The following is a 25,672-nucleotide window of genomic DNA, read 5'->3' on the forward strand; positions in this document are numbered from 1 at the left end:
ATGAAAATTCTGATCGCCCGGATGAATCATGAGACCAATACTTTCTCGCCTGTGGCGACACCGCTCGAAGCATTCGGGCACGACGGCCCTTGCTATAACGAAGCCGCATATCAGGAAAACGCGGGTATGCGCACCGCGATGTCTGCTTTCATCGACGCCGCTGAACGCGTAGAAGCGGAGATCGTCACGCCTATCTCCGCATCGGCGAATCCTAGCGGCCCGGTCGCCGCAGCAGCTTACGACGCGATATGCGCATCTATCGTCCAAGCCGCGCAAGGATGCGACGCAGTGATGCTCGACCTGCACGGCGCCATGGTTGCGGAAAATTCGCCGGACGGCGAAGGCGATTTGCTCGAACGTGTACGCAAGGCGGTGCCGCACGCGCCCATTGCGGTCTCGCTCGATCTGCACGCGAACGTCACGCAGAAGATCATCGACAATGCAAATGTGATCGTGAGCTTCAAGACCTATCCGCACGTGGATATGTATGAAAGCGGCGAGCACGCGGCCCGCCTGCTTTTCAATCTCATCGATGAAAAGGTGACCCCGGTCATCGCGTGGGCGCAACCGCCGCTCCTCACGCATACGTTGAGAAGCGCGACGGCAAGCGGTGCGATGAAGCGCGCCATCGAAGCGGCACGCGCAGCGGAGGGAGAGGAAGGAGTGCTCGCAGTCTCGGTGCTGTCGGGCTTTTCTCTCGCGGATATCGCGTCGCCTTGCATTAGCGTAGTCGTGGTTACAAATGGCGACATCGACAAAGCGCAAAAAGTCGCGAACCAGATCGCGCAGCAGATCTGGAATGAACGCGAGGCCTTCGTTTATCGCAGCGCACCGCTTGCAGCATCTATCGCGGAAGGCGTGAAGCTGGCGCAAGAAGCCGACAAGCCCGTCTTGCTGCTCGATCACGGCGACAATTGCATGTCGGGCGGCACGTGCGACACCACCGACGCATTCGAAGAAGCCCTTGTACAAGGGCTCGATGGCATCGTCGTCGGCCCGCTATGCGACCCGCAAGCAGTGGCAACCTTATTCGATGCTGGCATCGGCGCGACGGTCACAGTCGGCATAGGCAACAAGCTCCCGAGCGTCGCATCGCGCGGCAAGCCTCCGCTCGAGGTGACAGGCGTGGTGCGTGCCCTGACGAATGGCGAGTACATCATCAGCGGTCCGACTTATACCGGCCAACGCGCTTATATGGGCCGCGCCGCCGTCATCGAGACACCGGCCGCGCGGATTCTTGTCACCGAACGCACGCATGAGCCTTGGGATCTCGGTGTATTCGAGAGCGTCGGTATCGATCCACGCGGCGCGCGCTTTCTTATCCTCAAGTCGCGCATGTATTGCCGGCCGGTGTTCGTGCCGATTGCCGGTGGTCTGGTGGAGTGCGACAGCCGGGGCGTCACGAGCTCGGACTATGAGCTCTTCTCGTTCAGCAATTTCAAGCGGCCGGTTTATCCATTGGATTCGAACGCGACGTTCGACGCTTGAGCGTCATTTCACGAGATTGAGCCGCTTGGTGACGATGGTTCCCGTCTTGCGATCGATGAGCCAGACGGCGTCGACGCGACCATGCAGCGTGGATGTCCTACGCGTGATGTCGGTCGGCTCTTCATCCGTGGGGTCGTTATGTTCGACGCGGTCGATGAGATATGGCGGCTCTAGCGTGCAGATCAGCAGAATCGCAAAGTCGCCGTCGCCGTGCGTCTTATCGAAATCGGCCAGGATTGCACCGCCGCGCACGTTCGTTCTTGCGCGGCCTTCAACGCCAAGCTGTATCACGTCGAAAGTCTGGACGAAGCCTTTAGCCTTGGCCTCGGGCGCCACGACCAGTTTGCGACCGCTCTGGCCCTTCACCGTCTCCTTGAGCAGGATGGCGTCCGGTTGCGTGGGCGCGGCAAGGGAGACGTTCACACTAAGCAGCTTCTTTTTCGTCTGGTATCGGACGCCGTAAGACGCTGGAATAACGAATGCAAAAGTGGGATCGGCTTGCGCATTTGCCTGTGCTTGCGCCGCTGTCTGCGTCGCGGATGCGGATTGCGTGGACTTGCGCAAGCGTTGCAGCGGACGGTCCAGAAAGCCGCGCAGGCGGCTAGTAATGGAAGGCGGCTGGCTGGGCGACGGCTTGCCGCTAAGCGCGTCTCTGACGTGTTGAGGATCGTCGCCGGTGAAGTCGGCAGGGAGTGCGTCCGCCGACAAAATGCCCGCGCCGCTCGCAACGCCTGCATCGGCCGAAGCACTCCACGCGCAAGGTGCATGCAAAATAATGAATACACTTAGCAGCATGCCAGCCGCGCCGATAGCCGTCTTACTCTTTCTCTTCGATAAAAGCACTTCGCTTCCTCTGGCGCACGCGCTGAGTCTGATGAAGCGGCTATCTTAAAATAAAAGCCGCGCAGCTTCACATTCGCGCGGCCGCCGCATGCTCCCGCTCGCTCTTCGCCTTGCGGCTCAACATCAGCGTGATGACCGCCGACATGGCGAGCGTCGCGCCCACGACGTACAGGCCCGCGGCATAGCTACCGGTTGAATTCTTTAGCCAGCCGATGGCGAACGGTCCCACGAAGCCACCCAGGTTGCCGATGGAGTTGATCATCGCAATGCCTGCCGCCGCGCCTGCACCGGAAAGGAACATGCTCGGCATGGCCCAGAGCGGAGCCTTGGCGGCGCTGATGCCCACGTTGACCACGATGAGCGCGAGTACGATAAAGAGCGCCGTCGTCGCCTGACCTGCAAAGAAGAAGCCGACGCAAGCCAACGCACATGGAATGACCACGTGCCACGTGCGTTCCTGCGTGCGGTCCGAATGCCGGGCCCACAGGATCATCGCGATGACGGCGATCACGCTCGGAATGCCGTTGATGAGCCCCGTCTCCAGCGCGCTGAAACCGTACTGACGGATGATGAGCGGCGCCCACAACCCGAGCGTATAAAGACCCGCCGACGTGCCGAAATAAATGAGCGCTAGCGCTAGCACACGCGGATCGCGTAATGCATTCAAAGCGCCTTCCGTATGCCCCGCATTCGCTTGCTTCGCGTCGGCTTCGCTTTTCAGCCTTGCAATGAGCCATTCGCGCTCTTCGCTCGCGAGCCAATGTGCCTGGGCGGGCGTGTCGGTCAGATATTTGAGGACGACGAAGCCGAGCACGATAGCCGGAATCGCTTCGATGATGTAGAGCAGCTGCCAGTCTGCGAGCCCGAAGATCGGCGGCATCTGCATGATCGCGCCAGACAACGGCGAGCCGATGGCGGTCGAGATCGGCGCGGCTGCCATGAACCATGCGGCGGCCACGGCGCGCTGCTTGGCCGGAAACCAGAGGCTGAGATAAAGAATCACGCCGGGGAAGAATCCGGCCTCCGCGACGCCGAGCAGGAAGCGCAGGACGTAGAAGCTCGTCGGACCTGCCACGAATGCGGATGCAACGGAGACGATGCCCCACGTGACCATCACGCGTGCAATCCAGATGCGCGCGCCGACTTTATGCAAAATTAGATTCGACGGAACTTCGAACAGAAAGTAGCCGATGAAAAACAATCCACCGCCCAGTCCGAAGGCGGTGGGCGAGAGGCCGATGGCCTTGTTCATCGTCATGGCGGCAAAACCGACGTTGACGCGATCAAGAAAGCTGATGAAGTAAAGCAGCATCACGAACGGAATGATGCGCAATGCCAGCTTGCGATTGACGCGGGCTTCCACGCCGGACTCGGATGGGGTATGCATGTGTCTCCTCCTTGGGAGGCGAGCGGTGCTCTTCTAAGGAACGGTGCGGAAAGACTCAGGCGTTAGGCGCGAGCGTCCTGTTGCCGCGATGTGCGTTGCATCGCGGTCAAGCGCCCCGGCACGCGGCCGGGGTCCATCGCATACAAAATGCGGATTCAGGCGGCTGCGGCTTCCACGCGTTCGACAAACGCGCACACGGCAGCCGTCACTTGCGCTGTCGTCGCCTTGCCGCCGAGATCGCCGGTATGCAGCGATTCATCGGCTGTCACGGCTTCGACGGCATCCATCACACGCTTGGCGGCTTCCGTTTCGCCCAGATGTTCGAGCAACATGACGAGCGACCAGAAAGTGCCGATCGGGTTGGCGAGCCCCTTGCCCATGATGTCGAAAGCGGAACCGTGGATCGGCTCGAACATCGACGGATAGCGGCGTTCCGGGTCGATGTTGCCGGTCGGTGCAATGCCGAGGCTGCCCGCGAGCGCGGCGGCCAGGTCGCTCAGGATGTCGGCATGCAGATTGGTCGCGACGATCGTATCGAGCGTGGCGGGACGGTTGACCATGCGCGCGGTGGCGGCATCGACCAGTTCCTTGTCCCACTTCACGTCCGGGAATTCCTTTGAAATCTGCAGCGCGATTTCGTCCCACATCACCATGGCATGGCGCTGCGCATTGCTCTTGGTGATGACCGTAAGCAGTTTGCGCGGACGCGACTGCGCGAGTTTGAATGCAAAACGCATAATGCGTTCGACACCGGCACGCGTGAGGATGGAGACGTCGGTTGCCGCCTCGATCGGATGACCCTGATGCACGCGGCCACCCACACCCGCATATTCGCCCTCGGAATTCTCGCGCACGATCACCCAATTGAGGTCCTCGGGCTTGCAACGCTTGAGCGGCCCGTCGATGCCGGGAAGAATGCGCGTCGGGCGCACGTTGGCGTATTGATCGAAGCCCTGGCAGATCTTCAGGCGCAGGCCCCACAGCGTGATGTGATCGGGTACGCCGGGGTCGCCTGCCGAACCGAAGAGAATTGCGTCCTTGTCGCGGATGGCATCGAGGCCATCGGCGGGCATCATCGAACCGTGCTGACGGTAATAGTCCGCGCCCCAGTCGAAGCTCTCGAATTCGAATGCAAAATTACGCGACGTCTTGGCAAGCGCTTCGAGCACTTGCTGGCCAGCGGGGATGACTTCCTTGCCGATGCCGTCGCCGGGGATGGTTGCGATGCGATAAGTTTTCATGTCTCCGTTCCTCGATGTGGGTGTGTGAGCTCACTCTACCCAACTTAAGGATAAGAAACCGGTGCTAAACTCAAAGCATCTTTAACTTTGATTCACAAGTGAGGGCGCATGGCCGAGACCGTTCAGCCGGCCGATCTGAGCTTTTTCTCGACGCTCGCGACATCGGGCAGCCTGAGCGCAGCGGCGCGGGAGCTGGGCCTCACGGCAGCGGCAGTAAGCAAGCGCCTGACACAAATGGAGGCGCGGGCAGGCGTGCCACTCGTCAATCGCACGACGCGCCGCATGATGCTCACGCCCGAGGGCGAGCTTTATCTGGAGCGCGCGCGGCGCATTCTCGACGAAATCGACGAACTTGCGGAGCTGCTTGGCAGCGCGAAGAAGAGTCCAAAGGGCCTGCTTCGCGTGAATGCGACGCTCGGCTTCGGGCGCAGTCATGTGGCGCCCGCCATTTCTCGATTCGTTGCGCGGCACCGCCAAGTGTCGGTGCAATTGCAGTTGTCGGTCGCGCCGCCGCCGCTCACGGACGACACATTCGACGTTTGCATTCGCTTCGGCGAGCCACCGGATACGCGTGTGGTCGCGCGGCGTCTCGCGTCGAATCGTCGGCTGCTATGCGCGGCGCCGGGCTATATCGCCACGCACGGTTTGCCTGCGACGCCGCACGATCTCACGCGGCATAACTGCATCGGCATCCGGCAGGGCGACGAAGCGTACGGCGTTTGGCGGCTGACGAGCGGGCGGGGTGCTGCGCAGAAGACGGAGGCGGTGCGCATCAAGGGCAATCTCACGACCAACGATGGCGAAATCGCCGTCAAATGGGCGCTCGAAGGACACGGCATTCTGATGCGAGCTGAATGGGACATTGCAGACTATCTGGCGGATGGCCGGCTCGTCGCCGTATTGCCCGATTACGAGACGCCCAATGCGGACATCTACGCCGTGTACTCCGGACGGCATCAGATGTCCGCGCGCATAAGGGCTTTCGTCGATTTCATTGCGCTCGATCTCAAGCATGCGCGCGGCACTTGAACTTCCGACTATCGTTAAAGGCATGGCATTTTGTAGTCGGCATACCGCATGCAAAATTCCGTCGACCCAGTAAAGGCAATGAAAGCGGGCGGCCTGCGGGCGCTATACTGGTTGCCTGTCCATTGCATGACGACCCACGACCGGATAGCCGTCCTCAAGCGGCTCCAAGGTCACCTGCGGCGCGACTCCAGATAAATTGGCTGAACACGATTTAGACAAACTCAAGATCGACCGCAGTCCCGCTGCCGTCGTCCCGCGACGCAGGCGTCCGTGGCTTCGCTATGTGCTCGTCGCGGCGATCATTCTCGTACTCGTGGGCATCGGCTTGCGCTTTGCCGGGCCGCAAACGGTGGAGACCGCTACGGTCACGTCGGTTTATCCATCGCAAAGCTATACGCTTCTCAACGCGACTGGCTACGTCGTGCCGCAACGCAAGGCGGCGGTCGCATCGAAGGGACAGGGCCGCGTGGAATGGCTTGGTGTACTCGAAGGTACGCCTGTAAAGGAAGGCCAGGTGATTGCGCGGCTCGAACGCGATGATGTGTCCGCTTCGCTTGCACAAGCCGAGGCGCAAGTTAAAGTTGCTCAAGCCAACCTCGAGTTGCAACGCGCCGAGTTGAGGGACGCAGAGATCAGTCTCAAGCGCTCCGATATCCTCGCTCCCCAAGGCGCGATTCCCGCGTCTCAGCACGACAGCGACCGCGCCCGCTTCGACAAGGCCAAGGCAGCCGTGAATAGCGACGCAGCCACGATCGTGTCGGCACAAGCCAATGCGCTCGCGGCGCGCGTAGCCGTCGACCAGACCATCATTCGTGCGCCTTTCGATGGCGTCGTGCTCGAAAAGCATGCGAACGTGGGCGATAACATCACGCCGTTCTCGTCGGCATCGGACAGCAAGGGTGCGGTCGTGACGATTGCGGACATGAAGACGCTCGAAGTCGAGGCGGATGTCGCGGAGTCGAACATTGGCAAGATCATGGTCGATCAACCATGCGAAATGCAGCTCGACGCGCTGCCCGATGTTCGCTTCTCGGGACGTGTATCGCGCATCGTGCCAACGGTCGATCGTTCGAAGGCCACGGTCCTCGTGAAAGTGCGCTTCGTCGAACACGATCCACGCGTGCTGCCCGACATGAGCGCGAAGGTCGCGTTCCTTTCGAAGCCCGTACCGCCCGAACAGAAGAAGGCGCTGGTGGCCGTTCAGCCCGCAGCAGTGGTCACGCGCGATGGCAAGCAGGTCGTGTTCATCGTCGAGAACGACAAGGCGCTTCAGAGGCCCGTGACAACGGGCGAACATATCGGCGACCTGCTCGCGGTGCAAGGCGTCAAGCCAGGCGATACGCTGGTACTCGCGCCAAACGACAAGATCAAAGACGGCACCAGCGTTACGCTGGCGAAGAAGTAACGTGAGCACTGCACCTCTGGTCCAGATCAGTCACGTCGTGAAGTCATACCGGCGCGGCGTGCAGACGGTGCCCGTGCTGACCGACATCTCGTTGTCCATCGCCGAAGGGGACTTCGTCGCGTTGATGGGACCGTCCGGCTCGGGCAAGAGCACGTTGCTCAATCTGATCGCGGGCATCGACCGGCCGGACAGCGGCGAGCTTCTTGTCGGCGGGCTCGATATCACGCGTTTGCCGGAGTCCGCGCTTGCCGACTGGCGCGCGGCTCACGTTGGCTTCATCTTCCAGTTCTATAACCTGATGCCGGTGCTCACCGCATTCGAGAACGTCGAATTGCCGCTGATGCTCACGCGCCTCTCGCGCGCCGAACGGCGTGAACGTGTCGCGATGGTGCTGGACATGGTCAACATGAGCGAGCGCACGACTCACTATCCGTCGGAGCTATCCGGCGGCCAGCAGCAGCGCGTGGCGATTGCACGCGCCTTGATTACCGACCCGAAGCTGATCGTCGCCGATGAACCCACGGGCGATCTCGACCGCACCTCTGCGGCCGAAGTCCTAACGATGCTGCAACGCCTGAATGAACGCGTTGGCAAGACCATCATCATGGTCACGCACGACGCGCATGCCGCCAATGCCGCGAAGGCGCTGGTGCATCTTGAGAAGGGCGAGTTGATCGACGGCGCGGTGCGCTGAATCATGTTCGTCTTCAAGCTCATTCTGCGCAATGCCACGCGTCACAAGCTCCGCACGGCGCTGACCGTGCTGGGCCTCACGATTGCGGTGCTTGCATACGGCCTGCTGCATACGGTCGTGGATGCGTGGTACGCGGGCGCGGCTGCGGCATCCAACGCGCGCCTGGTCACTCGCAATGCGATCTCGCTGGTGTTTCCGCTGCCTCTTGCATACGAGAATCGCATTCGCGGCGTGGATGGTGTGACGCGGGTTGCACGCTCGAACTGGTTCGGCGGCATCTATCGCGACCCCAAGAATTTTTTCGCGCAATTCGCGGTATCGGACAACTATCTGGATCTCTATCCCGAGTACATCGTCACGCCGCAAGCGCGCTCCGATTACCAGCGCGATCGCAAGGGCGTGCTCATCGGGCGACAGCTTGCGACGCAATACGGCTTCAAAGTGGGCGACGTCATTCCTCTCAAGGGGACGATCTATCCAGGAACGTGGGACTTCGTGGTGCGCGGCATCATGGAAGGGCGCGACGAATCGACCATCACGCGGCAACTCATCTTTCACTGGGAGTATCTCAACGAGACGATTCGCAAGACCACCAAGCGTCAAGTGGATCAGGTCGGCGTGTATGTCGTGGGCATCGGAAATCCGGATCAGGCGGCCACCGTATCGCGCAATGTCGATAACGTCTTCAAGAACTCGCTTGCGGAGACGCTTACCGAAACCGAGCAAGCGTTTCAGCTGGGCTTCGTCGCGATGTCTAATCAGATCATTGCGGCCATACGTGTCGTCTCTTACGTGGTGATTCTCATCATCATGGCCGTGATGGCCAATGCAATGGCCATGAGCGCACGCGAACGCACCGTCGAATACGCCACGCTCAAGGCGCTTGGATTCGGACCCACGTTTCTTAGCGTGCTCGTCTTCGGCGAGTCGCTGGCGATTTGCACGATGGGCGGTGCAATCGGTATACTCGCGACACCGCCGGTCGCCGATTTCTTCAAGAATGCGACAGGCGGCGTGTTTCCGGTCTTTCGCGTCTCGCACGAAACGATGATGCTGCAAGCTGCCTGCGCGTTCGTCATCGCGCTGGCGGCGGCGATCGTACCGGCGGTGCAGGCGAGCCGCGTGAGGATCGTCGAAGGCTTGCGAGCGATCGGATAAGGCGAGCATATGGCCATTCCCGTTTCATACATCGCGCGCAACCTATGGGCTCGCCGTCTCACGACGATGTTGACCGCAGGCGGTCTCGCGCTCGTCGTCTTCGTGTTCTCGACCGTGCTCATGCTCGATGCGGGACTCAAGAAAACGCTCGTGTCCACGGGCGAACGCGATAACGTCGTGGTCATTCGCAAAGGCGCGGAAACGGAGATTCAAAGCTCGATCGACCGCAGTCAGGCGAACGTGATGGAGATGCATCCGTCTGTCGCGATGAATGGCGAGGGTGAGCCCTTCGCATCCAAAGAGACCGTGGTGCTCATCTCGCTCTATAAGCTCGGTTCGAATACGCCAGCGAATGTGGTGATACGCGGCGTATCGCCGACTGGCGTCGAACTGCGGCCGCAAGTGAAGCTTACGGCGGGGCGCATGTTCAGTCACGGGTCATCGGAGATCATCGTCGGCAGCAGTATCGCCAAGGGCTTTGCGGGCACGCGCATTGGCGATCATCTGCGCTTCGCTCAGCGCGATTGGACCGTGGTGGGCCACTTCGATGCAGGCGGCAGCGGCTTCGATTCGGAGATTTGGGGCGATGTCGATCAACTCATGCAGTCGTTTCGCCGCACGAGTTATTCGTCGATGGTCGTGAGGCTTGCCCGCAGCGATGCCTTCGACCGCTTTCGCGCGGATATCGACGTCGATCCTCGTCTTGCCGATGAAGCCAAGCGCGAGCAAGTGTTCTACGGCGATCAGTCGAAGGCGCTATCCACGTTCATCAATATTCTCGGCATCACGCTTTCGATTATCTTTTCGATAGCAGCGATGATCGGCGCGATGATCACCATGTATGCCTCGGTCGCGAACCGGGTCGCGGAGATTGGAACGCTTCGCGCGTTAGGTTTCAAGCGCTTCGATGTGTTGATTGCGTTTCTGCTCGAAGCGCTGCTTTTGGGACTCGCCGGTGGACTCGTTGGCCTCGGCTGCGCGGCACTCATGCAGTTCGCTTCGTTTTCGACGACCAATTTTCAGACGTTCGCGGACCTATCGTTCCGGTTCGTGCTCACGCCATCGGTCGTTATTCAAACGGTTTTATTCTCGATGATCATGGGGTTCGTCGGTGGCTTTCTGCCTGCCGTACGTGCTGCGAGGCTGAGTATCGTCGATGCGTTGCGAGCCCGATAATCGCGAGACTGCTCAACCGCGATACACCGCACCTTTCGATCCATTGACCGCGAACACATCGCCTTCGGGCGCCGCGCGAACATGTGCGCTTCGCGCGACGAGCGGCACGCGACGCGGCACGCCGGGCGCAAGATGGAACCAGTCGATGCTCGCGTAATAGTCCGGATCGACCACGTGCACCCATCGTGCAAGCTGTGTCGTTGCAATGTCGAGGAACCAGCCTTTGTCATCCTGACCGATGGTCGCGTTCAATCCGACATCACGTCGCTCGCCAATGGAAGGATCGGGAAAATGGAAAGCTTCTGACAATACCGCGCCGGTATCCTGATCGCGCAGAAGCACATGCGTGAAATCGTGCGCGCGAGGACCGAAGCGATATGCATAGGTGATGTCGAAGAACGCGCCCAGCAGCGAAGCCGATTTGATACGCTGCACGCTGCGCGGAGATAGCACGACATCGCTCGCACCGCCTGCGACCTTCACCGCGCCATCGCGCAAGCACGACAGTTCGACGCGTGCGCGTATCTCGCGAGCCGTCTCGTTGACGAGATGCACATCGAGGCCGTCGAGGCCTTCATCGGTAATCAGCGCCTGAATAGGTTGAAGCACGCGCGCAAGCCCATGCAGCGCGCTTTTGGGCTTGTGACGCGCATCGATCACACCCCAGCCCGCGCCCGGACGCAGATCCAGCAGATTCCATACGATGCCGCCCGCGCAGGTCGAACCTTCGCGACGCCATTCGGAAAACACAGCGCCGATCACATCGGCGACGACGGCGCGAGACAGTTCGAGATAGCGCTCGGGGTCTTCATAACGCAGACGCGCCACGTCGACGCGATACAGTTCGCGCAAATAGTGCTCGCGCACATCGTCGAAGTCCCATGCGGAACCGGGATCGCGCGGCACGCTTGTCTTCCAGCGTGGCTCATGCGCGCGCGCCGCATTGGGTACAGAGCGCAGCATGACATCGTCGGGGACATTCGCGAACGCAAGGCATTCGGAAGCGAAACGTACTTGCGCACGACGCGCGTCGTCGAAGGGGCGCTGATATGCGCCGACGCCGTAGTAATGCGTGATGCCGCTGCGCGTGCCGAAGGGCATCGAGACGCTGTCGCCGGGCGCGGCGCTCGGTGAGTTCACGACATACGCCACATCGGCGCGATGCTTGGCGATGACTTCCGGAAGCAGTTGCGTGAAAAGGCCTTGTTGATAGGCATCGAATGGCAGACCCAGCATGGCCGCTTGCTGATGCACTTCGCTGCCGCCGCATAGCACTGCAAGCGATGCAAAACGCCGCGTGCGCGCAAGAAACTGTTCTGCTTCGAGTTGCACGCTTCGGTTGAATGCCTCGTCCGAGGGATAGTCGAAGTTGGCAAACGCAAAGTCTTGCCAGATCAAAATGCCGAATTCGTCCGCGAGTTCGTAAAAGGTATCGGATTCATAAAGCGTGATGCCGCTCACGCGAATGATGTTGAGCCCCGCATCGCGGCACAGGGTGAAGATGGCCGCGAGCTTGTCGCGCGATGCGTCGAGCGCGACGATATCGGCGGAAGTCCAGCATGCGCCGCGCGCGAACACCGGCACGCCGTTGACGATGATCTGAAAGCCCGTCTTGTCCGCACCGCGATCCACTTCGATATTTCGAAAGCCAATTTGACCAAGCGCGATACGACCAAGCGTTTCGCTCGTCAAGGTCACGGCATAGAGCGATGGCGCGCCATGCGTATGCGGCCACCAGAGCCGCGCTTGCGGCACGCGCACTTGTCCCGTGAGCGTATGCGCGTCACGCCATTGCAGCGGCGCCGTGGCCTCGCCATCGCCACATTCGACGTGCATTTCCTCCGGCTCTTGCGGATGATAGAAATGTACAGTGACGTCGAGCAGACCATCGGCACGATCGATTGAAGGCGCAAGCTCGATACGCTCGATGCCATTGCGCGCTTCGCCAATCAGTTCCACTGCGCGCCACGGACCCACTGGCTGAATCGGCGGGCACCATCCGGGCATGTGTCCAAGCAAGGTCGTGCGTACGTTGCGCAGCGTCGCTGGCTGCGCGAGCTTCGGACGCCAGCGCGCACGGCCGCGTTTTGCGGCAAGTGCAGGCTGAATGGAACGAAAGCACAGATAAAGCGTCGCGTCGCCTTGCAGATTCAGATCGACATCGTGCGCGACGAACATAGAATTGGAGTCGAGCAGCTTGTCGTTATCGAGCCACACTTCGGCAATCGTCGCGAGGCCATTGAAGCGCACGCGCCGCTTGCCTTCACCCTGCAAGCGCACGCGATACCAGTGATCCGACATCGCGTAGGGCTGCGCGAGCGCATCTTCGCCAACGCCGTTTGCACGGTGCGCCGATGCAATCGTGCCGGGCACGGGCGCATCGATCCAATGCGCGCTTTCATCGAGCGATGCAGGCGTCGCACAAGCGCCCGCAGCCGTGCTCGTGCACGTCCACCCTTCGGAGAGGCGTTGCGGCAGGCAAGCGTTGGACATATCGGACATGGAATGCATGTTCCTTCCTTCTATGGGCGAAGATGAACATGATGAACGAAGCACGGGCCACGCGAGCAGCGTGGCCCCGGTGCTTCAAAGAAAACGCGCGGCGAGCGGTTCGATGACCTTCTCGTAAGATGCTTCGAGCGAATCGAGGCAGTCGGTACACGGGTCGAGCCGTGAACGCATGCGCGCCCGCGCAAGGCGGAACTGCATGACCATCGCTTCGTTCGCCATGGATTGCGCGCTCGTCTGGATTGCGTCAGGCACTTCGACGCCGTGCGCATTGAGCCACACCAGATACTTCGACAGCAACTCGAAGTTCGAACCGAGCTGGCGCATCACGTTGAACGTGTAGAGATGGTAGTAAGACACATCCCGTTCGAGCAATGCACGTAGATGCTCGGGAAACTCCGCGCGCCACTGCGAGACGGGGTTCGATGTCGGACGATCGAGCAAGCGCAGCTTGAGCAGATCGACCGAACGTTGCACCAGCGCCTGACCTTCGAGCGGCGCACGCGCGCGCTTGACGAACTCCACGTACGGAAAGAGCGCATGCACGTCGCTTGCAAGGTCTGGCATCAGGCGAAACACGCCGTCATAGTCCTCGCCCGATAACGCGAAATAGCCCGCGTTATGGAAGTACGTGATGCGCTTTGCCGCTGCATCGATGGAGTCGACTGCAATGGTCGTCTTCGAATGCGACTGCTTGTACGCGGTTGCACGCGTGTCGGGCAGATAGAACGCATCCACTTCGGCGACCACTACGTGACCGCGTTTGGTCTGCTCGCGCACGTGAGCTTCGAGCGTGTCGAAAATCGCGAGCTCCTGGGCCTGCAAGCCGTAAAGCCGCGAGATATCGTCGAGCGAGAACTTGGGGAACGTGAACTGATCGCCTTCGAACGCCTGCGTCACGGTGAAGCTCAATGCGGCGTGCGGATCGCAGCCGTAGTGGTGCAAGAGCTCGATCCACAGATCGACGTAACAGTTGGTCTCCAGCCAGACGCGCTCGCCGCGATGCAACGCATGGCGGCTCGCTTCGTCTTGAGCGGCAGACTGTTCGTTGGACGCGCCAGTCACGGCGTGCTCGGGCGAGCGTGCGTTCATGCGTCTTTGCCCAGTGTGCCGAGGCCATCGGCGACGAGCGGCGCCGCATTGCCCCACAGCAGTTCACGCACTGCGGCAGGCCACGCGTTCACGTCGAGACCGTGATGACGGAAGAGCGCAAGCGTCGTACGTTCCATGCCGAAGCCCACGCATGCGGTATGCGCCACTTCGCCATTGCCCTGACGGATGTTCCACAACTCGCCGAAGTGGTCCATGTGATAGTTGAACGACAAACATGCGGTCGGACGGTCGGGCGTTGCAACCGGCACGAGCAGTTCGAACTTGAGTTCTTGCGCACGCTGGCTGTCGGCCACGATCTTGCCGCCGCGTCCGAAGAACGGGTCGTTAGCCAGATCGATTTCGAACGGCAGTTGCAGCAGATTCACGAGCAGCGAGCCACGCTCGATCCACTTCTGACGGAATGCCATTACTTGCTCGGGGCTGCCCACGCGAATGTATTCGCGCATGCGGAACATCTGCATGCGGCCCGGATCGATGGACGGTTCGTGACGGAAGCAATACGAGAACGCATCGAAGATCGCGCCGTCTTCGGCGAGGTTGCCGCGCTTGGCAACGAGCGGATAGATCGGATAACAGGCCGCGGGCGTGAGCACGAGACGCGTCGGCTTTTGCTGATCCATCCAGTCATCGGAACGCTCTTCTTCTTCGCCGATATGCACGATCTTGTCGAGCGCTTCGAGCAGACGATGATGTCCGCGATCATTGCCCTGGAACGAGTGAATCGTGCCGGCAAGGTTCGGGAAGCTCTTCAGGTACTCACTGTCTTCGAAGTCGCGGCGGCGCATGGCCGGCGGAAAGCGCAACGATTCCGCGTGCTGGTCGGCGCCGAGCAACGTGATCGCGTTGTTGAGACGGTCCACCACATCCTCGAACACCGCGCTGCGGCCATAGAGGCCGTCTTCGCCCGTATCGATGAGAATGCCGGCGGCCATCAGCCGGTCGCGCAAGGTCAAATCCGATTTATCGTAGGGCACTTGACTGGTCTCGTTATGTGCTTGTTCTTCGGCCTGCATGAGCGCGGCCTGTTCGTTCGGCATGTTCATAATCGTTATAGGGTCCCGGTTGCGGAACGCTGCGCGAGCAGCAGATTCGCGGTGTTCAGTTCGATGCGGTCATTGCTGATCATGAGCGGCGCCGAGTGGAGATCGCGCAAGTGCCGCCCCACGCTGAAGGGCGTATCGTTCTTGTAACCCGCCATGCCGCAGATCATCAGCGTCTCTTGCACGACGTGCACGGCCGATTGCGAAATGGCGAGCTTCAGCATGTTCAGATCGGAGGCAATGCCGATGGACGCGGTCAACGGTGCGTCGCTGTCGTCGGTCTGCAATGCCTGCCTTGCGAGCCGTTCCGCTTGCGCAGCCTCGACCGAGGCGAGCGATTCGCGCAGACGCGCCTGCATCATGCGCACGAGCGTGACGGCTTGCGAAAGACGCGCGGCCGAAGGCGGCAATGCGCCCGGCTTGCCACGCGCCTGATTACGGAAGAACTGATGCGCGCGATTCACGGCATCCGACGCAATACCGATCCACACCGCGGACCACAAGGTATGCGAAACCGGCAGCATGCTTTCATCGGCGATCTTCGAGAAAGGCGAGGGCAGAATCTGTTCGGCCTTGCCGCTTGCAGTGAGACGATGCCCCTGACTGCACGTGCCGCGCATGCCGAGCGTGTCCCAAGTACCGCGCGATTCGAGCGTGCACGTCGAACGAGGCGCGACGATCAGCACCTGATCGGACGGCGGCGCGTCGGGATGACGGCGTGCGGTTACGAGAATGCAATCGGCATATGTGCCATACGAAATCGTCGGCGCGAGCTTTTCGATGTTGAAGGCGTCATCGGCAAGATCGACCGCACATGCGCTCGTGCGCATGTTGCCGCCGATATTTTCTTCCGATGTCGCCGATGCCAACAGCAGTTGCTCGTTCACCATGCGCGTGAGAAACGCGCGCTGCCAGGGCACATTCGCGCCGTGATCGACGATGCAGACGACCTGGCTCTGATGCATGGCGTAGATCATCGCGGCGGATGCGCAGCCTTGCGCGAGCGTTTCGCACAAGCGGGCCACGCCCGTGAGCGAGAGCCCGTCGCCGCCGAAGCTTGCCGGCACCATTGCAGAGAAGAGACGCTCCGTACGCATTGCGGCCACGGCTTCAGCGGGGAAGCGTGCATCCTTGTCGACCGCTGCCGCATGCTTGCCGGCGATGGCCGAGACGCGACGCGCGGCTTCGAGCAGCTCGCTTTCGCTGCGCGGCGCGATCACGCCGTCGCCTTCAACGTGTCCTGCTGCTTCGAGTTCTTGCGTGGCGGCGTTCATGCGTCCGCCTGCGAACCTTGCAGCTCCTTGACGGCGGCCGCGAGCGAATCGACGCTCGAGAACAGACGTCGCGTAAGCATTTGATCCGGAATTTCGATGCCGAACTCGTCTTCGATCGCGAGCATGACGTGCACGGTTGCAAGCGAGGAGAGGCCGGCTGCGTACAGGTCGTCGCTGTCGGAGAGAGTGTCGATCGACACGTCGAGGCGTGCGGACTCGGCAAGGATGCGGCGCAATTCAGTTTTCATTTTCTCTGGTTTCCCTTGAACCATGGCCAACGGTGCAAACGGACTGAAGCGGGTATCAAACGAATATTCGATTTTTTGGACCGTGCTCAGTCCCGTTGCTAACGGGCGGTGGTGCACTCGGTGAATCGCTGGTCAAACGACTCAAGAGCACTCGCAACACCGTCGAATCTTGTTTGATCGTATTTAACGAATTACGGGGGGTGATCGTCCGTGCGATGGCGCACGGTGAGGCCCGGAAGACAACGCGTTGCGTGTGCGATATCGACCACGCTTGATGTCACGCAAATCGTTCAGACTGATACTTGTCGCGGCGTTACGACGGTATTCGTACTGCATAGCCTCGCCTTGCAAGTTTCATGCGCATGATGCAAGGTATTTGAAACCTTAAAACGACGGGAAACGTAATTGGATCTACTCTGCCTGCTGCTTGTCTTCGTCGCCTTGTTCATCGTGTGGCGCAAACGCCGCCTCGTGATCTTCCTCGTGGCCGGAACCGTGTTCTGGCTCTTCGGTAGCTGGCTTGCAGGGCCGATGATAAGCCTCGCGCAGATCGGCTATGGGTCGAAGCAGGCGCCCCGGCTCGCGGACCGTACGGCGATCATCGTGCTGGGCGGTGGGACCGAATACGATCGCAACAAACATCTCGTTCCACTGGCCGATTCCATCTATCGCGTCGACCTTGCTGCCGCCCTGTACAAAACCTGTGTCGAAACGGACAAGCAGTGTCAGGTCATCATGAGCGGCGGAAATCCGCAGCATCACGAACAAACCGAAGCGCAACTATACGGCGGTCTGCTCGTGGATCGTGGCGTGAAGCCTGCGGATCTCATCCTCGAAGATCAGAGTCTCGACACTTACGAGAACGCGCGCAATACGTACAAAATCCTACGCTCGCGTCAATACGACACGACCATCCTCATCACGTCCTCACTGCATATGCGCCGCGCGTTGCTCGCATTCGATGCTTTCGACCTACACCCGCAGCCTGCGGTTGCATTCGTGCGCAATCCAAAGTCATGGCTCGTGCCGCACCCGGAAGGATGGATCGATTCCGACAGCGGATTGCACGAGATGCTCGGCACGTTGAAGTTTCACGTGTGGCGCTGGCTAGGCTTGTATTGATTGCTCAGGTCAATGCGTCTTGTAGATAAGGCGCCGTGCGGCTTGCGGCCAGCGTCGCCACACTCGCAGGCACGCCGGCCGCGACTATCTTGCCGCCATCTTCTCCCGCGCCCGGACCGATATCGATGACCCAGTCGCTCTGGGCCGCGACGCGCATGTCGTGTTCGACGACCACGACCGTATTGCCTGCGTCGACGAGTCCTTGAAGTTGCGCCATCAGACGATCGACATCGGCAGGATGTAGTCCGGTCGTGGGCTCGTCGAGGATATAGAGCGTGTCGCCGCGATGCGCGCGCTGCAGTTCGGTTGCCAGCTTGATGCGCTGCGCTTCGCCGCCCGAGAGTTCGGTGGCAGGCTGACCGAGCCGCAGATAACCGAGGCCGATATCGCGCAGCACGGCAAGCGCGCGCATCACATTGGGCTCATCCGCGAAGAAGAGACAGGCGTCATCGACGCTCATCGCCAGCACCTCGGCGATGTTTTTGCCATTCCACGTGACTTCGAGTGTCTCGGCGTTATAACGCGAACCGTGACACGTCGAACATGACGTGTACACGCTCGGCAAAAATAACAGTTCGACGCTCACGAAGCCTTCGCCTTCGCAAGTCGGGCAACGCCCCTGCGCGACGTTGAAGGAAAATCGGCCGGCACTGTAATGGCGTTTGCGCGCGAGCGGCGTATCGGCGTAGTGCTTGCGCACGTGATCGAAAAGTCCCGTGTAAGTCGCAAGATTCGAACGTGGGGTGCGGCCAATCGGCTTCTGATCGACGCGCACGAGGCGCCGTATGGCGTCCATGCCTTCGACGATTGAGCCTTCCGCAGGCGCTTCGGCGACCGTGAAGAGCGGATCGGCTTCGTCTTCGTCGGGCTCATCGAGCGCTCTTCCCAGATGTTGCGCCACGAGTTCGGGCAATGCCTGACTGACGAGACTCGACTTGCCCGAGCCCGATATACCCGTCACCGCCGTGAAGCAACCGAGCGGAAACGCAGCGTCGATCTCATGCAGATTGTTTCGCGTGATGCCCGCGAGCTTCAGCCAGCCGCGCGGCGTGCGTGGCGCGCGGTCGGTGTTCGAATGGGACGCGAACAGATGCAGACGCGTTTGTGACGCCTCCACCGATGCGAGACCCGCGGGCGGGCCGCTATAAAGCACATGTCCACCGGCTTCGCCCGCAGCGGGACCGACATCGACGAGCCAGTCTGCGCGACGCATCGTCTCCATGTCATGCTCGATCACGAAAAGCGAGTTGCCGGCAGCCTTGAGCCGTTGCAGCGCGGCAAAGAGCGCTTCGTTGTCAGCGGGATGCAAACCGGCGGAGGGTTCATCGAGCACATACACCACGCCAAAGAGTTGCGAGGCTAGTTGCGTGGCTAGCCGCAAGCGCTGCAATTCGCCTGACGACAAGGTGGGCGTCGCGCGATCCAAAGCAAGATAGCCGAGGCCGAGATCGATCAACGTGCCAAGACGTTCTTCGAGATCGGCTGCTATGCGCTCGGCGGCGGCGCGCTTCTCATTGGACAAGTTGGGCGTGCGCCGTACATCGGGCGATGCTTTATGCGCCGATCCACCCGCCGCGACACGCTTCGCAATCGCCGCCTGCCGCACGTCCCTGGCAAGCACGTCTTGCTCGCGTGCTTCTTCATGATCGGGCCATTCGCCGCGCGCAATGGGCGCGAGCATCTGCGCAAGCCGCGTAAGCGGCAGACGCGAGAACTCCGCGATATCCAGTCCCGCGAAGGTCACCGATAACGCTTCCTGCTTCAGTCGCTTGCCGTGACACGACGAACAGTCGCTGCCGACCATATAGCGCGACACGCGCTTCTTCATGAGCGCGCTTTGCGTGTGGGCGAAGGTATGAAGCACATAACGACGCGCGCCCGTAAAGGTGCCTTGATAACTCGGCTCCGCGCGACGCTTGAGTGCGGCACGTGTCTCGGCGGGTGTGAGGCCCGCGTAGACCGGCACGGTGGGCGTATCGTCGGTGAAGAGAATCCAGTCGCGGTCTTTCTTCGGCAGATCGCGCCAGGGCGTGTCGACGTCGTAGCCCAGCGTAACGAGTATGTCGCGCAGATTCTGACCGTGCCACGCTGGCGGCCATGCGGCGATGGCGCGTTCGCGGATGGTGAGCGAGTCGTCGGGGACCATCGACTTCTCGGTCACTTCGTAGACGCGGCCGAGACCATGGCAGACGGGGCACGCGCCCTGAACCGTGTTGGGAGAAAAGTCTTCCGCGTAGAGCATGGGCTGCTTCGGCGGATAGCTGCCCGTGCGTGAATACAGCATGCGAACGAGACTGGAAAGCGTGGTCACGCTTCCCACCGACGAACGTGCGTTGGGCGTGCCGCGCTGCTGCTGCAGGGCGACGGCGGGCGGCAATCCTTCGATGGAATCGACTTCCGGTACGCCGACCTGCTCGATCAGACGCCGCGCGTAGGGCGCGACTGATTCAAAATACCGCCGCTGCGCTTCTGCATACAAAGTTCCGAATGCAAGTGACGACTTTCCCGATCCGGACACGCCTGTGAAGACGACCAGCGCATCGCGCGGGACGTCTACATCGACATTTTGGAGGTTATGCTCCCGCGCGCCGCGAACGCGCACGAAACCTGCTGGAGAGACAGTCGGCGTTTCGGCTTTATTGCGCCGAGGCGGCTTGGCTGGGCTTTTGACTTTGGGCGCATCCATCTTATGGCTTTTGGACTTTGCAGGCGAATACGTCTGGCGAGCAGGTCTCATGCCAAGCCGCTCGCCGATTGCATTCGGCATTCAAAAGCCTGCACGGTGAATACACACTCGACTGACTTTACGCAAAAAGGAACGACATGAAGACGAATGGATCGGCAGCACTTATCGCCCTCACTGCGGGTTTGATGCTGGGCGCGTCGGGCGCGGCGATGGCGCAAGGTGGCAACGGTAATGGCGGCGCTGGCGGCGGCAACGCGCACGGCGCAGCGACGGCCGCGCCGACGGCAGGCGGTGACAATACTTCGGCTGCCACTGGTACGAGCAAGGGTTTTCACTTCAAGCACAAGAAGAAAGCGAAGCCCGTGACCGCACCAGCGCAGTAATCAAGCAAGGTTTATTGCATACAAACGATTGAATGTGATCGCGGCGGGTCAGGCCGCCGCGACTTCCGCGTCGATATCATCAGTGCCTAGGCGCGAGAAGATATCGCATACGGCGCGCATTTCGGCTTCGTCGCGAATGCTGACGAAAACTCGGGTTATACCGTATGCAGCGGATTCATCGTTATCGAAGCCAGGTAGGATGTCGTCGCTGCCCGTCGATGCAATCCCATACCCGCCGTCGGTGGTGGCTAGATCGGCATAGCCTGCAAATTCGGCGGTGATCCACTGTGTCGGTGAACTGGTGCTCAGTTCCATGCTGGCGGTGAAATCGGCGAACCCGGACATGCTCGCGACGCGAACGCGGTCGCTCGTGATGCCCTCCGCCTTGAGGTCTTCCAGTGCTTCGTCCAACTTGCGGGAGCCAAAAAAAGCTCCAGTCACTTCACGCATCATTGCTTGTCTCCTTGCTGCCCACTTGGTGCCGCGCTCCACGAAGGCGTTCGCACGAACGCAACTTGGAGGCTCTAAGCACACCGGTTTGCCGCGTAATCGGAGAGTGAGAGGCGCGACGCGGTAAGCCGGTGAACCGCTTCAGGGAGGCTCGCGAGTGCGCGAGGTGATGGCGAATCCAACGGATGCGGACGAGGATTCGCGAGCCTTCGATCGGAAGTCGACCGCTTGAAAGCGAGGCGCGCGCCTTGAATGCTTACATGCCTTGCAAAACATGACACACGCGCTTTGACTTCAAGCGGTACTTGAACTTTACGCTCGGTCAAATGGTTGATCAACAGTTTGTTACATTTTTAGTTGCCTGAACCATAACGGTTTTTTTGTGTTTTGCGTTGAGGGCTTAAGGCATTTTGTATTCGATCAGGCATCAGTCGTCGTACAAGCAAGTCTGCGCCCCTATAATGGCTCGTCTACCTTTTTCAATCGCCCTATGTCACCAGCTCTCGCAGCCGGCGGTCTCCGCCGCTCTCGCAATCTGACCGAGGAAGTTGTCGCCGAACTTTCGGAACGGATTCGCAGCGGCGCGCTTCAGCCTGGCGACAAGCTTCCGACCGAATCGGAGATCATGGCGCAACTGGGCGTTAGCCGTACGGTCGTACGAGAATCGATATCGCGCCTTCAAGCGGGGCGCCTGGTTCAAACGCGTCATGGCATTGGCACTTTTGTACTCGAAGCGACCGATCACGATCGCTTCCAGATCGAAGCTGCGGGCGATCTCACCGTGCGCGACGTCATGGCCATCCTCGAACTACGCATCAGTCTCGAAGCCGAGGCCGCAGGTCTCGCGGCAATGCGGCGAAGCGAAGAGAATCTGAAGCACATGCGTCATGCTCTGGACGAGTTCGAGCGGCACATTGCAGAAGGCACGGGCAACGCGGTTGCCGCGGACGTCGCATTTCACCTCGAGCTTGCCAAGGCTACGGGCAACCGTTATTTCCACAGCATCCTTAGCCAGTTGGGCAACACGATCATTCCACGCACGCGTGTAAATTCCGCTGCGCTTGCGCATAACGACCCCGGCAGTTACCTCGATCGCGTGAACCGCGAACACGAGGATATCTACGACGCCATCGAGCGGCGTGATCCGGAAGCTGCCCGCGCCGCCATGCGCATGCATTTGTCGAACAGCCGCGAACGCTTGCGGCGGTCACAAGAAACAGCGGTTAAGCCTGCGGAGGCTTGAGCCGCATTCGTCCTTCGGGCGAGTGGTTTGTTTAAGCAGTTAGAGCCCCTGAGGGTTCGCTCGCTCGAGACGAACAACGTCGATTTAACCGCAATAAAAGATGCATTGGACCGACTGCGATCATCTGCCCAAACGCGCGGCACGGTCACTTAATCGCCGTGCGGGCTTGCGCGATGGCATCATGGCGCAGACGGCCTTTCGATTGATCGCTCGAGTTCACGGCAGAGACGAGCGGGTAACGAAATCTGCAATTGCATCATTGACCGCCTGAGTGGCATCCCTATGCGGTGAATGTCCGCAAGCCGCTAGCTTGACGAGATGAGTGTGATTCACGGACGCCTTGATCTTGTCGATCTGAAGCATCGACGCGTATTCATCGTCGTGGCCTTGTATTGCGAGCAATGGCCGTTTGATCGAGCGAATTTCGTCTGTAATGTCCCAACGCAGAAATTCCGGATTGAGCCATGCGTCGTTCCAGCCATAAAAGGCGGAATCTGCGTCCTCATGGTAGCCAGCGAGCTTTGCTCGCAACGCACCGTGCTCATAGGCGCTTCGCACTTCCTTTATGGCTTTGACTGTGATCGCTTCCACGAATACATGTGGTGCAAGCACGATCAGTCCGGCAAGCGCTTCGAGAAAGGTGCTTGCGTAAAGCAGTGCGATTGTCCCGCCATCGCTATGGCCTACGAGCCACATGCGAGAACGTTCGAACGCATTTACCTTGAGCGCATCTAGAAGCGCAGGCAATATCTTCGTCGCCTGACGATGCATGAAGGTCACAGGCCACTTTTCATGCGGAGGGCGCGGCGTCGACCGTCCATAGCCAGGACGCGAATAGACGAGACCACGGCAGTTCAATCGGTCGCATAGCCGCTGCGGCCAGTCTTTCCACAATGCAACTGAACCCAGCCCCTCATGCACAAATACCGCGATTGGAGCATCGATGCGCGAAGGATTGATCCACTTATATTCGATGCGCAACGGATAGGGTCCGCAGTTCAGTTCGACGAAGGCTTCGTTCATGCGTTTGGTAGCAGGTTTGTTCTGCGTGGAAGATTAACAGACGATCCACGCATCAATGCGATGACACGTAGCCCGAACCCGGTCCGGGATCTGGCAGCGCGAAACTGTCTTTGAGACGCTGGGCTTCATCGACGGGACTGCGCCCAAACAAACGCTTGAATTCGCGGCTGAATTGCGAAGCACTTTCGTAGCCCACTTGCGCCGATGCGACGGCTGCCGTGACATCGTTCCGCACCATGAGCAGCCGCGCCTGATGCAGCCGGGTTGACTTCAAATATTGCATTGGTGACGTGTTGGTCACGGTCTTGAAATGCAAATGGAACGCGGGCACGCTCATGTTGGCTTCGCTTGCAAGCAGCGCAACATCGAGCGGCTCATCGAAACTTTGATGGATCTTGCGCAATGCTCGCGCGACTTTCCCGAACTGACCTTGCCGTGTCAAAGCCGCGCGCACCGAAGGACCTTGTTCGCCCGTCAACACTCGAAAATAAATCTCGCGCACGAGAGCCGGCCCAAGAACCGGACCTTCGAGCGGGTCACTCATGGTTTCGAGAAAGCGCAGAACCGTCGCGCCGAGTTGTTTGTCCAGCGGCGTTGAGATCATGCCGTGAGGTTCGGACGTTACGGTTGCGCCGTGTTCATCGAGTTGCATGATCAACTCTGCTGCAACGTTGAGATCTAGCCGGAAATAGATGGCAAGCAAAGGTTTTTGCGCGCTGGCATCCGTCTCCATTGAAAAGGGTACGGGCACCGACACGGCCAGGTAATGCTGCTCATCGTATAGATAAACTTGCTCGCCGAAATAGCCACGCTTGCGGCCCTGACAGACGATAACGATGCCCGGGTCATAAAGTACCGGCGTGCGACGCAGTGGTCTGTTCGAACGCAGAAAACGCACGTCTGGCAATGCTGTGAGGTTATAGCCTTCCAAAGGGGCAAGCCGCATCAGCAGCTCGATCATGCGGCGTCTGGTTTCGGTGGCTAGCGTTCGGCGGGTGATCACGGTGGCTCCGCAAGATGTGTCGACAGCCCTTAATTTGCCAGCTTTGCAGCCGCGAATCCATACGCCAATAGCTTTAGGCAAACATGCGAGAAGAACCGGCGTATCAAGAACGATGCGCGCTCTCTAATATGGGACAGGTGTTGCGGCATGGTGCGCGCGACGAGTCGAATAGGAGAGATTCACATGGAAAACACAAACGGCAAGACGTTTATCATCACCGGCGTGAGTTCGGGTTTTGGACGCGCTTTCGCGCAAGGCGCGCTGGATGCAGGACACACGGTTATCGGCACAGTTCGCAATGGTGACGCCCTCAAGGAATTCGAGGCCATCAAGCCCCGATCGGCACATGGAGTCGTGCTCGACGTGACGGCGTTTGACCGCATAGGCCCGGTTGTCGAGGAAGTAATGCGCACATACGGCCCGATCGATGTGCTCGTCAATAACGCTGGCTATGGCCACGAAGGCACACTTGAAGAATCGCCGCTGGAAGAAATGCGCCGGCAATTCGATGTCAACGTATTCGGTGCGGTCGCCATGATCAAAGCCGTATTGCCTTCCATGCGGAAGCGCCGTGCCGGCCACATCATCAATATCACGTCCATGGGCGGCTTCATCACGATGCCGGGCATTGCGTACTATTGCGGCAGCAAATTCGCGCTGGAAGGCATTTCAGAGACGTTGGCCAAAGAGGTCAAGGACTTCAACGTTAGGGTAACGGCCGTCGCGCCCGGATCGTTTCGTACCGATTGGGCTGGCCGCTCGATGGTCAGAACGGAGCGCAGCATCGCAGACTATGACGCGCTGTTCGACCCGATCCGCGCGGCGCGTGAGGCCAAGAGCGGCAAGCAATTGGGCGATCCAGCCAAGGCCGGCCAAGCCTTGCTAAGCCTCATCGAAGCCCATGATGCACCTGCGCATCTTCTTCTTGGGAGCGATGCAATCTCTCTTGTCAAAACGAAGCTAGTGGCGCTCAACGAAGAAATCGACAAGTGGGAGCATTTGTCGCGCTCGACCGATTTTTCTTGAGCGTGTGTTAGCGTCGTCCAAGGAAAATCTCAAGAGAAATAAATCGCGAGGCGAATTATTTTCTCTTGGACGGCGCTGAACTTTCTCGGCGAAAGTGATTCGTAAGGATTCGCTGCACTGCAACGCGGGTGC

Annotated in this window: 22 protein-coding genes; 10 read left to right on the forward strand and 12 right to left on the reverse strand. The window is 60.0% G+C overall.

Annotated features, from left to right (window positions below; all coding sequences use genetic code 11):
* Entirely contained in the window at nucleotides 1-1,488 is a 1,488-nt protein-coding gene (locus NCT03_RS22540) for a M81 family metallopeptidase (RefSeq protein ID WP_250493984.1), read from the forward strand.
* A gap of 3 nt (nucleotides 1,489-1,491) precedes the next feature.
* Here NCT03_RS22540 and NCT03_RS22545 read toward each other — a convergent pair whose 3' ends face one another.
* The 3 genes from NCT03_RS22545 to NCT03_RS22555 form a co-directional block, all read right to left on the reverse strand.
* Complete coding sequence (locus NCT03_RS22545) at nucleotides 1,492-2,331, reverse strand: hypothetical protein (RefSeq protein WP_250493985.1); 840 nt, start codon at nucleotides 2,329-2,331, stop codon at nucleotides 1,492-1,494.
* A 67-nt stretch (nucleotides 2,332-2,398) separates the two neighbouring features.
* Nucleotides 2,399-3,718: an MFS transporter gene (locus tag NCT03_RS22550; RefSeq protein ID WP_250493986.1), complete on the reverse strand. Its 1,320-nt coding sequence runs from the start codon at nucleotides 3,716-3,718 to the stop codon at nucleotides 2,399-2,401.
* Nucleotides 3,719-3,873: 155 nt separating this feature from the next.
* Complete coding sequence (locus NCT03_RS22555; RefSeq protein WP_244831272.1) at nucleotides 3,874-4,959, reverse strand: tartrate dehydrogenase; 1,086 nt, start codon at nucleotides 4,957-4,959, stop codon at nucleotides 3,874-3,876.
* 108 nt (nucleotides 4,960-5,067) lie between these two features.
* On the opposite strand from NCT03_RS22555, the gene NCT03_RS22560 reads away from it, so the two are divergent.
* From NCT03_RS22560 to NCT03_RS22580, 5 genes are all read left to right on the forward strand, one after another.
* Complete coding sequence (locus NCT03_RS22560; protein WP_250493987.1) at nucleotides 5,068-5,988, forward strand: LysR family transcriptional regulator; 921 nt, start codon at nucleotides 5,068-5,070, stop codon at nucleotides 5,986-5,988.
* Nucleotides 5,989-6,184: 196 nt separating this feature from the next.
* The gene (locus NCT03_RS22565; protein WP_250493988.1) at nucleotides 6,185-7,393 is read left to right on the forward strand and encodes an efflux RND transporter periplasmic adaptor subunit; all 1,209 of its coding nucleotides are present in this window, start codon (nucleotides 6,185-6,187) and stop codon (nucleotides 7,391-7,393) included.
* 1 nt (nucleotide 7,394) lies between these two features.
* Entirely contained in the window at nucleotides 7,395-8,087 is a 693-nt protein-coding gene (locus NCT03_RS22570) for an ABC transporter ATP-binding protein (RefSeq protein WP_244831275.1), read from the forward strand.
* Nucleotides 8,088-8,090: 3 nt separating this feature from the next.
* Nucleotides 8,091-9,245 (forward strand): ABC transporter permease, encoded by a 1,155-nt coding sequence (locus tag NCT03_RS22575; RefSeq protein ID WP_250493989.1) that lies wholly within the window; start codon nucleotides 8,091-8,093, stop codon nucleotides 9,243-9,245.
* Nucleotides 9,246-9,254: 9 nt separating this feature from the next.
* Nucleotides 9,255-10,421, forward strand: a complete 1,167-nt coding sequence (locus tag NCT03_RS22580) for an ABC transporter permease (RefSeq protein ID WP_250493990.1) — start codon at nucleotides 9,255-9,257, stop codon at nucleotides 10,419-10,421.
* 12 nt (nucleotides 10,422-10,433) lie between these two features.
* On the opposite strand, the gene NCT03_RS22585 is transcribed toward NCT03_RS22580, so the two are convergent.
* The 5 genes from NCT03_RS22585 to NCT03_RS22605 all read right to left on the reverse strand — a co-directional run bounded on the left by NCT03_RS22585 (nucleotide 10,434) and on the right by NCT03_RS22605 (nucleotide 16,604).
* Entirely contained in the window at nucleotides 10,434-12,932 is a 2,499-nt protein-coding gene (locus NCT03_RS22585) for a glycosyl hydrolase 2 galactose-binding domain-containing protein (RefSeq protein ID WP_250493991.1), read from the reverse strand.
* Nucleotides 12,933-13,007: 75 nt separating this feature from the next.
* A complete protein-coding gene (locus tag NCT03_RS22590) occupies nucleotides 13,008-14,021 on the reverse strand; it encodes a DUF1839 family protein (RefSeq protein WP_250467948.1) in 1,014 nt (337 codons plus the stop codon).
* Nucleotides 14,018-15,085 carry an amino acid--[acyl-carrier-protein] ligase gene (locus NCT03_RS22595; protein WP_370652278.1) on the reverse strand — a complete coding sequence of 356 codons (1,068 nt, stop codon included), beginning with the start codon at nucleotides 15,083-15,085 and terminating at the stop codon, nucleotides 14,018-14,020. Before NCT03_RS22595 ends, NCT03_RS22590 begins: the two co-directional genes overlap by 4 nt.
* Nucleotides 15,086-15,090: 5 nt before the next feature.
* Nucleotides 15,091-16,356 (reverse strand): acyl-CoA dehydrogenase family protein, encoded by a 1,266-nt coding sequence (locus NCT03_RS22600; protein ID WP_250493992.1) that lies wholly within the window; start codon nucleotides 16,354-16,356, stop codon nucleotides 15,091-15,093.
* Nucleotides 16,353-16,604, reverse strand: coding sequence for an acyl carrier protein (locus tag NCT03_RS22605; protein WP_244831941.1), 252 nt, complete (start codon nucleotides 16,602-16,604; stop codon nucleotides 16,353-16,355). The genes NCT03_RS22600 and NCT03_RS22605 overlap by 4 nt, the downstream gene beginning before the upstream one ends.
* 405 nt (nucleotides 16,605-17,009) lie before the next feature.
* On the opposite strand from NCT03_RS22605, the gene NCT03_RS22610 reads away from it, so the two are divergent.
* Nucleotides 17,010-17,726, forward strand: coding sequence for a YdcF family protein (locus NCT03_RS22610; protein ID WP_244831281.1), 717 nt, complete (start codon nucleotides 17,010-17,012; stop codon nucleotides 17,724-17,726).
* Nucleotides 17,727-17,730: 4 nt separating this feature from the next.
* Here the strand turns inward: NCT03_RS22610 and NCT03_RS22615 are convergent, their stop codons facing one another.
* Entirely contained in the window at nucleotides 17,731-20,412 is a 2,682-nt protein-coding gene (locus NCT03_RS22615) for an excinuclease ABC subunit UvrA (protein ID WP_250493994.1), read from the reverse strand.
* Nucleotides 20,413-20,549: 137 nt separating this feature from the next.
* Between NCT03_RS22615 and NCT03_RS22620 the strand changes: the two genes are divergently transcribed.
* A complete protein-coding gene (locus tag NCT03_RS22620; protein WP_250493995.1) occupies nucleotides 20,550-20,795 on the forward strand; it encodes a hypothetical protein in 246 nt (81 codons plus the stop codon).
* A 48-nt stretch (nucleotides 20,796-20,843) separates the two neighbouring features.
* On the opposite strand, the gene NCT03_RS22625 is transcribed toward NCT03_RS22620, so the two are convergent.
* Nucleotides 20,844-21,248 (reverse strand): hypothetical protein, encoded by a 405-nt coding sequence (locus NCT03_RS22625; RefSeq protein ID WP_250493997.1) that lies wholly within the window; start codon nucleotides 21,246-21,248, stop codon nucleotides 20,844-20,846.
* A gap of 487 nt (nucleotides 21,249-21,735) precedes the next feature.
* Here NCT03_RS22625 and NCT03_RS22630 point away from each other — a divergent pair, with 487 nt between their 5' ends.
* The gene (locus NCT03_RS22630; RefSeq protein WP_244831285.1) at nucleotides 21,736-22,488 is read left to right on the forward strand and encodes a FadR/GntR family transcriptional regulator; all 753 of its coding nucleotides are present in this window, start codon (nucleotides 21,736-21,738) and stop codon (nucleotides 22,486-22,488) included.
* A 216-nt stretch (nucleotides 22,489-22,704) separates the two neighbouring features.
* Here NCT03_RS22630 and NCT03_RS22635 read toward each other — a convergent pair whose 3' ends face one another.
* Nucleotides 22,705-23,511 (reverse strand): alpha/beta fold hydrolase, encoded by an 807-nt coding sequence (locus tag NCT03_RS22635; protein ID WP_250493998.1) that lies wholly within the window; start codon nucleotides 23,509-23,511, stop codon nucleotides 22,705-22,707.
* Nucleotides 23,512-23,563: 52 nt separating this feature from the next.
* Nucleotides 23,564-24,472, reverse strand: a complete 909-nt coding sequence (locus NCT03_RS22640; protein ID WP_244831287.1) for an AraC family transcriptional regulator — start codon at nucleotides 24,470-24,472, stop codon at nucleotides 23,564-23,566.
* Nucleotides 24,473-24,697: 225 nt separating this feature from the next.
* On the opposite strand from NCT03_RS22640, the gene NCT03_RS22645 reads away from it, so the two are divergent.
* A complete protein-coding gene (locus NCT03_RS22645; RefSeq protein ID WP_250493999.1) occupies nucleotides 24,698-25,540 on the forward strand; it encodes an oxidoreductase in 843 nt (280 codons plus the stop codon).
* Nucleotides 25,541-25,672 lie beyond the last annotated feature (132 nt).

The organism is Caballeronia sp. GAWG1-1, from assembly GCF_023631465.1.
In the GTDB taxonomy this organism is placed as follows: Bacteria; Pseudomonadota; Gammaproteobacteria; order Burkholderiales; family Burkholderiaceae; genus Caballeronia.